This is a genomic window from Microcystis panniformis FACHB-1757 (genome assembly GCF_001264245.1).
Lineage (GTDB): Bacteria > Cyanobacteriota > Cyanobacteriia > Cyanobacteriales > Microcystaceae > Microcystis > Microcystis panniformis.
This window is the reverse complement of record NZ_CP011339.1, coordinates 5,061,233-5,074,656: the sequence shown is the minus strand read 5'-3', so window position 1 is coordinate 5,074,656 and position 13,424 is coordinate 5,061,233. Positions and strand designations below refer to the sequence as shown.

Annotated in this window: 9 protein-coding genes, 1 tRNA gene and 4 pseudogenes; 8 read left to right on the top strand and 6 right to left on the bottom strand. The window is 43.8% G+C overall.

Going from position 1 to position 13,424, the window contains the following annotated elements:
* Positions 1-2: 2 nt before the first annotated feature.
* Together hisD and VL20_RS31515 are read right to left on the bottom strand one after the other, a co-directional pair.
* Positions 3-1,259, bottom strand: a complete 1,257-nt coding sequence (hisD, locus tag VL20_RS23825) for a histidinol dehydrogenase (RefSeq protein ID WP_004161562.1) — start codon at positions 1,257-1,259, stop codon at positions 3-5.
* A gap of 421 nt (positions 1,260-1,680) precedes the next feature.
* Positions 1,681-1,923 carry a hypothetical protein gene (locus tag VL20_RS31515; RefSeq protein ID WP_162490496.1) on the bottom strand — a complete coding sequence of 81 codons (243 nt, stop codon included), beginning with the start codon at positions 1,921-1,923 and terminating at the stop codon, positions 1,681-1,683.
* A gap of 66 nt (positions 1,924-1,989) precedes the next feature.
* Between VL20_RS31515 and accC the strand changes: the two genes are divergently transcribed.
* The 5 genes and pseudogenes from accC (at position 1,990) to VL20_RS23800 (ending at position 5,671) form a co-directional block, all read left to right on the top strand.
* Entirely contained in the window at positions 1,990-3,336 is a 1,347-nt protein-coding gene (accC, locus tag VL20_RS23820) for an acetyl-CoA carboxylase biotin carboxylase subunit (RefSeq protein WP_052278020.1), read from the top strand.
* Positions 3,337-3,551: 215 nt separating this feature from the next.
* On the top strand, positions 3,552-4,121 hold the full coding sequence (locus VL20_RS23815; protein ID WP_052278019.1) for a Uma2 family endonuclease: 570 nt from the start codon (positions 3,552-3,554) through the stop codon (positions 4,119-4,121).
* A gap of 32 nt (positions 4,122-4,153) precedes the next feature.
* Positions 4,154-4,438, top strand: a pseudogene (locus tag VL20_RS23810) (Uma2 family endonuclease); the annotation flags it as partial.
* 38 nt (positions 4,439-4,476) lie between these two features.
* Positions 4,477-5,171 (top strand): IS1 family transposase gene (locus VL20_RS30305; protein WP_128575271.1). Its coding sequence is split into 2 segments (ribosomal slippage): positions 4,477-4,819 and positions 4,819-5,171, totalling 696 coding nucleotides; the frame shifts between segments, so codons are not numbered across the junction.
* Between the two features lie 50 nt (positions 5,172-5,221).
* Entirely contained in the window at positions 5,222-5,671 is a 450-nt protein-coding gene (locus VL20_RS23800; protein ID WP_052278018.1) for an ISAs1 family transposase, read from the top strand.
* Positions 5,672-5,898: 227 nt separating this feature from the next.
* Here VL20_RS23800 and VL20_RS30300 read toward each other — a convergent pair.
* The 4 genes and pseudogenes from VL20_RS30300 to VL20_RS23780 form a co-directional block, all read right to left on the bottom strand.
* Positions 5,899-6,060 (bottom strand): annotated as a pseudogene (locus tag VL20_RS30300) (helix-turn-helix domain-containing protein); the annotation flags it as partial.
* A gap of 223 nt (positions 6,061-6,283) precedes the next feature.
* On the bottom strand, positions 6,284-7,474 hold the full coding sequence (locus tag VL20_RS23795) for an FtsW/RodA/SpoVE family cell cycle protein (RefSeq protein ID WP_052278017.1): 1,191 nt from the start codon (positions 7,472-7,474) through the stop codon (positions 6,284-6,286).
* A 70-nt stretch (positions 7,475-7,544) separates the two neighbouring features.
* Positions 7,545-8,489 carry an isoaspartyl peptidase/L-asparaginase gene (locus VL20_RS23790; protein WP_004161566.1) on the bottom strand — a complete coding sequence of 315 codons (945 nt, stop codon included), beginning with the start codon at positions 8,487-8,489 and terminating at the stop codon, positions 7,545-7,547.
* 512 nt (positions 8,490-9,001) lie between these two features.
* Positions 9,002-9,074: transfer RNA gene (locus VL20_RS23780), tRNA-His, on the bottom strand.
* A 102-nt stretch (positions 9,075-9,176) separates the two neighbouring features.
* Between VL20_RS23780 and VL20_RS23775 the strand changes: the two genes are divergently transcribed.
* The 3 genes and pseudogenes from VL20_RS23775 (at position 9,177) to VL20_RS23765 (ending at position 13,169) form a co-directional block, all read left to right on the top strand.
* Positions 9,177-9,563 carry a DUF4359 domain-containing protein gene (locus VL20_RS23775; protein WP_002757343.1) on the top strand — a complete coding sequence of 129 codons (387 nt, stop codon included), beginning with the start codon at positions 9,177-9,179 and terminating at the stop codon, positions 9,561-9,563.
* 293 nt (positions 9,564-9,856) lie between these two features.
* Positions 9,857-11,517 (top strand): annotated as a pseudogene (locus VL20_RS23770) (IS1634 family transposase).
* Between the two features lie 437 nt (positions 11,518-11,954).
* Positions 11,955-13,169, top strand: a pseudogene (locus tag VL20_RS23765) (ISL3 family transposase).
* The last annotated feature ends 255 nt before the right edge of the window (positions 13,170-13,424 follow it).

Here is a 13,424-nt window from a genome sequence, read left to right as displayed (position 1 = left end):
TTCTAGTTCTTGTCCTGGCCTCGGGATTCTATACCCGCATCCGTTGCCGTAAAGCCCTCCGCTTGGGCTAATATTTGTAGATTATGGGCTATGGAGGCGAAAGAATCGGCAGGATATTCGATCAAAGTAGCGGAATCGAGAAAAGTTTCCACTCCCACGGGACAACCCAAATAATCAGCCACCGCTTTTGGAGTAGTAGAACCGAGGAGAATAGTTCCCGATTGTCTCACAGAAGATAGCTTTTCCCAAGGTTCATCGATCATTAAGGATAAATGGGTGGGAGCAAAAAGATTCGATAATTCGATCGCTTTTTCCAATGACTCCACCACCACGATTAAACCATAATGAGCGATCGCTTTTTCCGTTAACAATCTCTGGGGATGTATCTGTAACTGTTTTTGTACTTCTTCCTGTACTATTAAAGCTAAAGCCTTATCCGTCGTCAATAAAATCGCAGCCGCTAGGGAATACTGTTCCGCTTGCGCTAATAGATCTAGGGCCAACTGTCTGGGATTAGCCTGATTATCGGCAATAATAACCAAATCAGAAGTAATAGAGAGATAATCGATTTTTACATGGTCAGAAACCAGTTTTTTAGCCAAATTAGTATAAAAATCACCTATTCCAGCAATCATCTCCACAGGAGCGATCGTTTTTGTGCCGTAGGCTAAAGCAGCGATCGCTTGTGGTCCAGCCACCCGATAAATTTCACTAATACCCACCGATTGGGCTGCCACTAAAATCGCCGGATGGATGCGTAAATCCTCATCAGCAGGAGATACCATGACAATCCGTTTAACCCCCGCTATTTTGGCAGGAATCGCCTGTTGGAGCAATAAACTGAGATAGGCTCGTTTACCATCAGGAACGACAATTCCCACACTGTTAACCGGTTGATAGCGTTTCCCCCGAACCGTACCATCTTCAGGAAACTGCACCCAAGCTTTGGGAAGACGCTGACGGTGAAAAGCCTCCATTTTTGCACAGGCAACAGCGATCGCATTTAATAAATCCTGCGACACCTGTTGATAAGCAGCATCGAGTTCCGAGCCACTCACCTTAAGTTGTTGTAGATTAAGGGACTGTTGGTAGAATTTTTGTGTGTAATCCACCAACGAGCGATCGCCAGAAAGTCGCACCTGATCGACAATCTCTCGGACAAGCGATTCTTTTTCCCGAATTTCCGGATCGTCGAACCGTTCCCGAATTCGTCTCAGTTCCGTTCTGGCTGACCATGGCTCTGTGATAATTCGCAACATCGAGCTATTATCCTCTAGGGGCGAAACGAGATTAAAAGGTTTTCACTTCTCACACTCTAGCTTATCGCTTTCAATCTTGACCGGGGAGGGAGACGAAGTCAGTTATTTTAGCCGTCGGTCATCGGAAATTTTGGGTCTGAAACCCCGCCGTTCTAGGTTGGCTTTACGTTAGAATTAAAAGGCCAGTCTCGAAAACCAAGTGGACGGCGCAGCACCTTGAAAACTCGGCTTAGGGGGTTCCGACCAGAAAAGCTTGGCCGGGTAAAAAGTCGCGCGCAACAAGTACAAGAAGCTATAGGCGGTCAACGTACCGTGGGACACAGGGAATCGGGCTTCTGAAATGGGGCGAAAGTCTGTGGACTCTGTGTAAGACAGTACATGGTTTTTAACTGTGGTATGCGACGGTGGTGGAAGCAGAAACTTAAATCGTGAGGTTTAGGAATCGCCGCACTTTTAGGGCGGCGAGGATGTCAACAGGAGGCAGGAAATAGGGTGATAGGGTTTTGGGGTGATAGGGTTTTGGGGTGATAGGGTTTTGGGGTGATAGGGTGATGAGACAGCTTCCCCACTTCCCCACTTCCCCACTTCCCCACTTCCCCACTTCCCCACTTCCCCACTTCCCCACTTCCCCATCCCCCCACTTCCCACTCCCCGATTTCCCCAAGGTAACAAAACCAGATATTCTACTAAATAGTCGCCTATCACACCAGCCTGATCTCGTGGTCGTCCAATGCAGTTTGCCAAGATATTAATCGCCAATCGCGGGGAAATCGCCTTAAGAATCCTTCATAGTTGCGAAGAATTGGGCATTAGAACCGTTGCCGTCCACTCTACCATCGATCGCCATGCCCTTCATGTTCAATTGGCCGATGAGAGTGTTTGTATTGGTCCGCCTCCGAGCAGCAAAAGTTACTTAAACATCCCTAATATCATCTCGGCTGCCCTAACACGCAACGCCACGGCCATCCATCCTGGTTACGGTTTTTTGGCAGAAAACGCCCGCTTTGCCGAAATTTGTGCCGATCATCAGTTAACTTTTATCGGTCCGTCTCCCAGTGCTATTCTGGCTATGGGCGATAAATCTACCGCTAAAAAAACCATGCAAAAAGCGGGAGTTGCCACTATCCCCGGCAGTGGTGGTTTAATTACCTCGGAAGCGGAAGCAAAGCGTATCGCTGATGACATCGGTTATCCTGTCCTGATTAAAGCCACTGCTGGCGGTGGAGGGCGTGGGATGCGTCTTGTCAAGAGTGCAGATGAACTAGGTGATATGTTAAAAGCCGCCCAAGGCGAAGCAGAAGCGGCTTTTGGCAATTCGGGAGTATATCTAGAAAAATTTATCGAATGTCCCCGACATATCGAGTTTCAGATTTTGGCCGATAGTCACGGTAACGTAATCCATTTAGGAGAAAGAGACTGTTCGATTCAGCGACGACACCAAAAACTGCTAGAAGAGGCACCTAGCCCCTTCTTAACGCCCCATTTACGCTCAAAAATGGGTAATGCCGCCGTTAAAGCCGCTAAATCGATTAATTACGTCGGGGTGGGAACCGTGGAATTTTTAGTCGATAAACACGGTAATTTTTACTTCATGGAAATGAACACCCGTATTCAGGTGGAACACCCGGTCACGGAGATGATCACGGGGATGGACCTGATCCGAGAACAAATTCGGGTGGCACAGGGCGAAAAACTGCAAATTAAGCAAGATCAGGTGATATTTAGAGGGCATTCGATCGAGTGTCGCATTAATGCCGAGGATCCCGATCACAATTTTCGTCCTCACCCCGGCAAAATTAGCGGTTATCTGCCCCCCGGTGGCCCTGGTGTCCGCATGGATTCCCACGTTTACACCGATTACGAAATCCCCCCCTATTACGATTCCCTAATCGGTAAGTTAATTGTCTGGGGAGAAAATCGCGAAACTGCCATTAAACGCATGAAACGCGCCCTACGGGAATGTGCGATCACGGGAGTACCGACGACTATTGATTTCCATCGTAAAATACTGGAAACTCCCGCCTTTTTAGCTGGAGATGTTTACACTAATTTCATCCAGGAACATCTCTTGCCCTAGCGCGTTACCATAAATTTTAGACGAGAGTAGGTTGGGGATAATAATGACAGTAAGTGGGTGGGTGGAATTAAATATAAGATGAACGTAGGTTGGGTTGAAGCATGAAACCCAACCCCCGCTCATGTTACGCTACCGCTAACCCATCCTACAAATAATTGTGCCTCCCTACTAGGGCGTTACCATGAATTTTAGACGAGAGTAGGTTGGGGATAATAATGACAGTAGAAGTTAAATTTAACTCGTTTCAACTCAACGATGAACAGTTTTTTCAACTTTGTCAGGATAACCGAGATTTACGTTTGGAACGCAACGCGAAAGGAGATTTAATTATTATGCCACCGACTGGAGGAGAAACCAGCAATTCTAACGCTGGAATCACTGCCCAATTATGGTTATGGAATAACCTAAATAAATTAGGTGTGGTTTTTGATTCTTCTGGAGGATTTAAACTACCTAACGGGGCCGATCGCTCTCCCGATGCTGCTTGGATACCTTTAGAAAAATGGCAAGCTTTAACCCCACAACAAAAGGAAAGATTTTTACCTCTATCTCCCGATTTTGTCATTGAATTAATGTCTCCTAGTGATAGCCTAGAAACTGCTAGGAAAAAAATGCAGGAATATTTAGATAACGGGACTCGTTTAGGTTGGTTAATCAATAGAAAAACTAGAGAAGTAGAAATTTATCGTCAAGGACAGGCAGTAGAAATTTTAACTAATCCAGAGAGTTTATCGGGGGAAAATATTTTATCTCAATTTGTCTTAGAACTTGATAATATTTGGTAATTATATAATCCTATAAATATAAAAGAGAATCTATGATGACAGTAGTAGAAATTAAATTTGAATCTTGGCAACTCAGCGATGAACAATTCTTTCAACTGTGTCAGGATAACCGAGATTTACGTTTGGAACGCAACGCGAAAGGAGATTTAATTATTATGCCACCGACGGGGGGAAAAACGGGCAATAGTAACGGTAGAATCACCCAACAATTATTTAATTGGTCAGATAACAATGGTACGGGTATCGCTTTTGATTCCTCCACAGGATTTAAACTCCCGAATGGGGCCGATCGCTCTCCCGATGCTGCTTGGATACCTGGCGTTGCATAATAGAGATATGAATGGAGGAAATCAAAATGCAATGCCCTGAATGTAAATCTACCCATATCCGTAAAAATGGCATCAATAAACAAGGTAAACAAAATCATATTTGTGTAACCTGTGGCCGTCAATTTATTGATAACTATGAAAAACAGAAAGGCTATGACGAAAAAACGAAGCGAGAATGCCTAACTGCCTATGTTAATGGGATGGGATTTAGAGGAATAGAAAGGCTAAAGGGAGTTCATCATACGACCGTAATTAATTGGGTAAAATCTGTGGGAGAATTATTGCCAGTCGCCTATGACCCAGAAACAATTCCTGAAGTAGGGGAACTGGATGAATTGGAAACCTTTGTTGGCTCAAAAAAAACAAAATCTGGGTGTGGACAGCCGTTGACCACTTTAAAAAAGGAATTTTAGGTTGGGTAATCGGAGATCATAGTAGCGAAACGTTTCGCCCATTATGGGAATTAGTTAAGTCTTGGGGATGCTATTTTTATGTGAGTGATGGATGGTCAGTTTATCCATGTTTTATAGCAGAGGGCGACCATATAATTAGTAAGACTTATATGACCAGAGTAGAGGGTGAGAACACACGTTTAAGACATTATCTAGCCCGATTGCATCGCAAAACACTCTGCTATTCTAAGTCTACAGAAATGTTAGGATACTCTATTCGTTTATTAATTCATTATCTGAAGTTTCAAGAAGTGCCTATTCCTTACTGATTCATAGCTTAATTCAGCAACGCCGGATTGAATACAGCTACCACGAAAAGGTGGAGTCGGGGCATCACCGGATCGAAACCCGTCAAATTTGGGTGGTGCCGGTGTCCCAATTACCGCCCCTGCATCGGCAGAGTCTGTGGCCTGGCCTAACCACCGTAGTCATGGTTCGCAGTGTCCGCCAATTATGGAATAAAACTACTACAGAAATTCGCTTCTTCATCAGTAGTTTAGCAGCGGATGCCCAAAAACACGCCGAGGTGATTCGCGGACATTGGAGTATTGAAAATAGTCTCCATTGGGTACTCGATGTTACCTTTAATGAAGATGCCAGTCGGGTTCGTCTGGGGCATGGAGCGGAAAACCTAGGTCTGTTGCGCCGTTTAAGTGTGAATTTGTTGAAGCAGGAGCCCTCGAAAATGAGTCTGAAAATGAAACGTTATAGGGCGAGCATGGATGATAATTTCATGGTAAAAATCTTGGAGGCCAGTGCGGTTGACTGAAAAAGGAGGTGTCAATTAGACTTGTGAGCGTTCTCGCGCAGCGAGCGCGTTGCGACCAATCCAGTCTGGAATGAAAGAACCCAGTAGATAAAGTTCCTTCTGAGTTCATCGGTTTTCGAGGATTAGAAACCCCCTAAATTTCGGAAAATTACTCGGATAGAATCGGAACAAACGCCAAAATTTAGACTAACTTCTCGGAATTCAAGGGCTCGGTCAACGCGCGATTACCCTGCTCTTTCTTGTCTCTCGTACCATGTTTGTGTTCTGAGATGGAGAGCTTTATTGTCAACCAATCTTACACAGCCCAAAGTGCGCCGCAATAGCGACTCTTGTTCGGGTGTGGGGTAAAATCGGTAGCGATAGCTTTTCCATGTCTCACATTTTAGCATATATTTCGTAAATGTGATAATATTTAACAGTAAAGCCGTCGTAGAACGACGGGGTTTCAGACCCAAAATTTTCGATGATTTCTAGGGTTTGGCCAGGGAATTGGGTGAGAAGTCAGTCCCGATGAAAAAATTTTCACCCCCACAGATGAAAGAGGTTTCCTTCCTACACCCCACACCCCACACCCCACATCCTCTTTCAAGTCAGGAGATAGTATTGAGCTTTTTAGCCGTCAGCCATCAGCTTTTTCTCCCTGCTCCCCGCACCCTTCTGCCAAGTCTGGCGCTCTAGGCTGTCATTTTCTTCCCTAGCCACCCGGATTAAGAGGGCTGCTAAAAAGAGACTGGCTAAACTGGAACTGCCGCCATAACTAAAGAGGGGGAAAGGTAAGCCGGTAGTGGGTAAAGAACCAGTGGCCACACCGATATTTAACAGGGATTGACCGATCAAAATTACCATCGCCCCGATCGCCACTAATTTTTTGATGCGATGACGACATTTAACCGCCACGATCAGGGCGAGAGTGGCGTAGAGAAATAGCATGATTAACAGTAAAATACCGCCAATAAAACCAAATTCCTCACCAAAGACAGCGAAAATAAAATCCGTATCCGGGAAGGGTAGATAAAATAATTTTTGTTGGGATAAACCGTAACCGCTGCCGGTGGTTCCGCCAGAACCGATCGCCAGTAAACTCTGCACCAATTGATAACCATCACCCCGGGGATCCTGCCAGGGGTCTAAGAAAGATAAAATCCGTTTTCTCTGGTATTCGCGGAAAGTAACACTAACCACGGCCATAGTTACACCCAGTAAAGCGCTGCTGGTCATGTAGGATAAAGGCAGACCAGAGGCAAGAGCGATCAGCCAGAGAGTTATACCACACAGAGCAGTGGTACTCAAGTTAGGTTGTAAGAGGATGCCCGCTAGAATTAGCCCGAAAATAGCGATCCAAGTTAACCGTTGATTGACATTTAAACGCGGCCAACCACCGAAAACCGCCGCCCCTTGCAGGACGAGAAACGGTTTCATAAATTCCGACGGTTGCAAGAGAATCGGCCCGATTTTAATCCAACGGGTGGCTCCGTTGATATTCGCTCCCAAACCAGGGATGAGAGTGATCAAAATTAATCCTAAAACTAATAAAATCATCCAGGGTGCGATTTTGAGCAGATTCTCGATCGGCAATCGCACCAGGAAATTAAAGCCAATTAAGCCAATCCAAAGCCAGATTAATTGGCGGATAAAATAGTATAGTCCGTTATCAAAGCGACTGTCAGCCAGAGCGTAGGAAGCCGAAAAAAGCACGACTAACCCCACTAACAGCCACAAGAAAGTCATCGAGCGCAATAATCGCGCTTCGGCTGACCAGTTTTTCACATCGGGGTCAAAAATAGGAATAATGTATTGCCACACGGAGATTTTCGAGAAGAAGTATCTTGTACAGATTAACCGAAAAGACTAGGCTCGATCGCAGTTTGTTCCACTATCCGACGGCGACATGACCGATTAAACCCGCGTTTTCACCGTGCCATTCTAGGGTATCACCGATCGCCTGACCGTCATGATAGGCAGCCAAGAGAATTTCCGCCGTTTTCCCCCAAACAATATTACCCTGACGATCAAGGGAAATCATGCCCAGATCCCGACCATTAGTTTGGGATTCGTGCATCGATTTCTCCACGGCAGCGGCGAGGGAAAAACCATCGCTGACGCGAATGACCACCTTAGCGGCTAAACACTCATCAATAATATCTTCCCCGACTCCCGTGCAACTTACGCCCGCCCATGGATTCGCATAATTGCCGGCCGGCATGGCACTGTCACTAACGCGACCGATTCTTTCTAGTCCCTTACCTCCGGTAGAAGTTCCGGCGGCGATGTCTCCTTGCTGGTCGAGAGCCACCACCCCGATAGTTCCCCGTTGCGCTGAGGAGTCGGCGAATAAACGGGCCATTTTGCGATTAAAATTCGTCTTTCTTTCCTCCATCCATTCTTGAATCCGATAATCGGTGAGGGGATCATAGAGGGGAATTTGTAATTCTCTGGCCAAATCGGCAGCTCCAATTTCCGAGAGAATGCGATCCTCTTGACTTTGGAGAAATTGAGCGAGGCTAATGGGATTCTGTACCCGCGAGACGTTAATGACACCGCTTAAACGCTGGTGACGACCATCCATCAAGGCTGCGCTCATTCGCACCTGACCGTCCGATTGCACCACCGAACCAGTCCCGGCATTAAATCGCGGTTCATCCTCCAGTAACATACATCCTTTTGTCACCGCCTCCACAGCACTCGCACCATTGTCAAGGAGGTTGTAAATATTCTTAACAATCCCCCGGAGAGAATCGCGTACTGATTCTAAACCACCTTTGTCCTCTAGGGAACTCGCTCCCCCATGAATAATTAACTTCGGATTTACTCTGGTCATTATTGTTCTAACATCATATTACCGCTCGGATCTAAACTATCACGTTATCGCTACTCCGCTTCTCCAGTGTCGTCTTAACCAGTAAGTAGGGTTTGCGGCAAAAAGTTTTTCCTGGGGACAGGGTGCGGGGTGCGGGGTGTGGGGTGTGGGGTGTGGGGTTTTACCCATTTTCAGGGGGTCAATTACCTAATTTTCAGGGAAAAAGTCCCGGAATTTTGCCCCGATCACTCCCATATCCGGTACTTTTTGATTGACAAAAAATCTAAAAGTGTTACCCAACAAGGTTTTCAGATTTATTCAGCCAACCCTAATTACTCACCGTTCGCTCCTTTCTGGAAGCGAGAATTTGCTCAATTGTCTCAAATACAGTCTAGCCAACACATTGACCGTTCTCACCGAAATTTATCAGTACATAAAGACTATTTTGAGGTTAACGAATTGATTGGGGATTTGAGTGGGTAAGTGCCAATCAACCCCCTCAAAGCCTAATTATCAACGAGCCTTGAAAAGAGGGCGAACGAGGGGACTTGAACCCCCGAGTGGTGGAACCACAATCCACTGCCTTAACCACTTGGCTACGCTCGCCGTACACCTTTTCAAGTATAGCACAAGACGAATGGTTGACAAGAGGTTTTTTATCCTAATTCAGGCTATGGTTAGGGTAAGTGAGTGATGATTTGAGAGCTTATGAAATTGGCGCGGTTAGGGGGAATAGTGTTAGGAGTGGTTTTAGGGGGAATTGCGGGGATATTGCTGACAACTAACCCTAATCGTCAAGATTACGAACAATACGCTTCCCAGAGGTTAACTAGCTATCTTAAGGATAATGTCTGCGCTCGGGCGCAAGCTTCCCTCGAGGTGCAAGCTCTCTTACGGGGTTACTGTAAAATGTTGGTGGATACGGGTCATCCTTTTTTACAAGAAGCGATCGCCACTCACACCACTAGAAAGAATTTTGTCATTTTCAGCGTTTATCAAACGGAATTATGGTTCCCTCCCCCTTTACCTAGTTATCACTTCAGCACCGTCGGTTTTTTGAACAAATTATACATCTACGAAGCTTTAGAACTGTAGTCAGGCAATTGAAATTTTCCGAGAGTAAATCCTGATGGTAGTGATTTTATTGTAGTGGTGATAGCTGAAACTTTTGCTAATTGGGCATTGTAGCCGACATTCCGCACATCTTCATATACTTTTATCCCACATTCCGCACCCTCAACTGTCACATAAGCTGTCCCCCTCCAGAGACTTGAGTAAAAATACTTATCTGGTGAAGGTTTTCTCGGTGGCCGTTAGGGGGATATTGAGACCCCTAATTATGAAAAAATAGGAATTGTTGGAAAACTTAGGCAGTGGGCTGTTCGACCATGAATCAATCAACAGAAATTGAAGTCAAAAATCTAGACCATCTGGGATTAGTAGCCGGAATTATCGATGAAATAGGAATCGTTGAAATTATCAACGAACAAGTCTCAATTGAGCGAGGAGAAATTGTCACAGCGGGGCAAGTCGTGAAAGCAATTATCCTGAACGGATTGGGATTTGTCTCCCGGGCCTTGTATTTATTTCCTCAATTTTTTGAAGATAAAGCAACCGAACATCTGCTGGGAGAAGGCATCGAAGCAAAACACCTGAATGATGATAAAATTGGTCGAGTGATGGACAAACTTTATCAACTGGATGTTTCGGGGATTTTCCTACTCATTAGTTTAGCAGCCGTGAAAAAATTTGGTGTAGCAACCGAGAACTCCCATTTAGATTCGACTTCTCTATCAGTAGAAGGAGAATATAACAAGGAATACCCAACAGTAGAAATCCTGAAATCAGGAGCAGTGGGAGAAGAAATTGAAACCAGACAACAGCCAATAAAAATTACCCACGGATACTCCCGCGACCGACGACCTGACTTAAAACAATTTATGATTGACTTAATCGTAAGTGGGGATGGAGATGTACCTTTATTGCTGAAAGTAGGGGACGGAAATGAAGCAGACAAAGCGGTTTTTGGTCAAATCGCCCGAGAATTTCAAAAACAAGTTGACTTTGACAGTTTAATAGTCGGCGATAGCGCCCTCTATAGCAAAGAGAATTTAAAACTAATGAAAGAAATGCGTTGGTTGTCTCGAGTCCCCTTCAGCATTAAAGAGGCTCAAGAGTTAGTCGATAGCATCTCAGAAAAAGAGTTAACCGATGCAGAAATACCGGGTTATTCCTGGCGGGAAACAAGCTCTAACTATGGGGGAATAGAACAAAGATGGTTGCTAGTTGAAAGTCAAGCTAGACAAGAATCAGACTTGAAAAAATTAGAGAAAAAAATCGAGCAGGAAAAGAATTCTGCCCAAGAAAAAATCCGGCAACTATCCCGAAGAGAATTTGAGAATAGAGCGGTGGCGTTGGCGATAGCCAAAGGATTATCTGACTCCTTAAAATATCATCAGTTAACGGAGATTAAAGTCAATCTCATTCCGCCTGAGACGAGAGCAGTCAAAACTCAAATCAAAAGACGATTTATCCTCTCAAAGCTATCAAGTTCAAGCCGAATTAGAGTTAAATTTGCCAGCCATTGAGAGGCTAAAGAAACGAGCAGGACGATTCGTTTTAGCAACTAACGATTTGGAGAAACAACGATTAAGCAGTGAGGATATACTCAAAAAATATAAAGGGCAACAAGCTCCGGAAAGAGGATTTTCTTTTCTCAAAGACCCCGGCTTTTTTGCCCACAGTGTCTTTCTCAAATCTCCCCATAGAATCGAGGTCATGGCCCTGCTCACGTTGCTCGTGCCTGTTGGTTTATACTATTGGCCAAAGACAACTTCGCCTGAATTTAAAACAGCAGGAGACGGGACTGAAAAATCAGTTGGGTAAGTTAACTGACCGACCAACATTACGCTGGATATTTCAGAACTTTCAAGGGATTCATCTCCTACGTATTCAAGACAATCAAAAGATTAGCAACTTAACGGATGAGAGGCGCAACATTTTGAGATTTTTTCCCAAACCTTGCCAGGAATATTATCTCTTATCTTGACCAGATGGATTGACTTCCAGGGGTGACAAAACAAAGCGAGCAACTGGAACATCTCCCCCTAGATGTTAAGTCTGATTGCCTAGTCATTCTCAATAAGCACTGTTTATTGCGAATGACTGGGGGAACCCTGGAATTTTCGGCTTAGTTGCCGGCAGCTTGCCGCCAACTCACTCCTCTAGATAAGTATTTTGACTCAGGCATCTTCCTCTTTTGAGACGTTGTGACACTTAGGGTGCGGAATGTGGGTTTTATATATGGCTCTTCGGGAATTGTTATGCAAATAATTAACTTAAAATAAAATTCGATGAGAGTGCCTAGTCTCAAAAATAGCTGAAATCCATACAGGAAAGGACTTAAGGCACAAATAGGTTAATACCAAAAGATAGACAATTGAGTTAAAATTTGATATAATAGCCAAAAACGAGATTATTTTACTTATGATACTTGACAAATTTTTGAACCTACAAGGAACCTGTATTCAAGGCTATCGACACCTAGAAAATATCGGTATAGTTTGACGAATCGAATCGAAAAATAAAAAAGCAGTCTGTCCTCGTTGTGGGTTAGAGAGCGATAAACTACACCAAAATCATCGACATTTAGTCAAAGATTTACCGCTCTCAGGTCAACCAGTGTACCTACAAGTTAATCGTCGTCAATTTAAGTGCGGTAATTGTCAGAAACCCTTTAGCGAAGAGTTAGATTTTGTCGCCAAGAAACGAACCTATACGAAAAGACTAGCCGAGAATATACTCGAACAATTAAAATCAGGAGATATTTTAAATGTTAGTCGAAGAAATGACGTAACGGAAGAAGAGATTCAAAGAATGATAGAGGACATCGCCGAAGAAATTACAGAGACAGACCTATCGAAATTAAAAAGACTAGGAATTGACGAAATCGCTCTAGTCAAAGGACAAAAAAATTACTGTGCAGTTTTAGTAAATTTAGATACGGGAAAACTAATAGCTATTCTAGAGAAGCGAACACAAGAAGAATTGAGGGAAACGCTTACAGGGTGGGGAAAAGAGGTGTTAGAGCAAATTGAAGAAGTCAGCATAGACCTTTGGTTGCCCTATAAAAATTTAGTGAAAGAATTGATGCCATCGGCCGAGGTAGTCGCCGATAGATTCCATGTAATGAAACAAATTAATCAAGAGTTAGACGAACAGAGAAAAGCAGAAAAAAGAGCGGTAGAAGCGCAGAAAAATAAAAAACAGAAAGCGGAAAAAGAAGCGAAGCTAGAAGTTTTAAAGCGAAGTAAATATAGCTTGTTAAAAAATGAAAAAGATTTAACGGAACCCCAAAAAATCAAACTAGAAGCTATCAAAGAAAATTGACCAAGTTTGAAAAAGATGCACGAGTTAAAGGAAGAATTTAGAAAGATTTATGAAACCTCAGAGAATCCGACAGAAGGACTGCTATCTATCTCAGAATGGTTGGCAAAATCCTCCAGTGTTTTTACCAAGAGTTGTCAAACAATCCGAAACTGGTTTGGAGAAATCATTAGTTATTTCGAGCGAAGGACAACGAATGGGGTGGTCGAGGGAATCAACAATAAACTTAAACTAATAAAACGGAGAGCCTATGGCTTGAGAAACTTTCGTAATTTTTGGGTTAGAAGTATGTTATCTTGGCATCTTGTCTGTTGATTTAGCATAAAGAGTAACGAAGAGCCTTATATATTTTTACATTCCCCAAGATGTTTTGACGAAAAACCTTCATTGTAGAAACTACTATTGAGAACATTTTCAATAATTGATTTTTTCTGAGAAAAAAAATTACAATTCTTCACCTTGAGAAAAATCAATCATTGTATACTTTGCACGGCTACAACTTGCATTTTTTACTCAAGGACAATAATATAGTTTAAGAGTCATAATTAGAAGCAAAGCACTCATTAAAAA

Bases quoted from the DNA above. Each gene is read 5' to 3' on its own strand.
- accC (WP_052278020.1), top strand. From the start codon at position 1,990: ATGCAGTTTGCCAAGATATTAATCGCCAATCGCGGGGAAATCGCCTTA.
- VL20_RS23790 (WP_004161566.1), bottom strand. From the start codon at position 8,489: ATGACCAGAGTAAATCCGAAGTTAATTATTCATGGGGGAGCGAGTTCC.
- hisD (WP_004161562.1), bottom strand. From the start codon at position 1,259: ATGTTGCGAATTATCACAGAGCCATGGTCAGCCAGAACGGAACTGAGA.
- VL20_RS23815 (WP_052278019.1), top strand. From the start codon at position 3,552: ATGACAGTAGAAGTTAAATTTAACTCGTTTCAACTCAACGATGAACAG.
- VL20_RS23775 (WP_002757343.1), top strand. From the start codon at position 9,177: ATGAAATTGGCGCGGTTAGGGGGAATAGTGTTAGGAGTGGTTTTAGGG.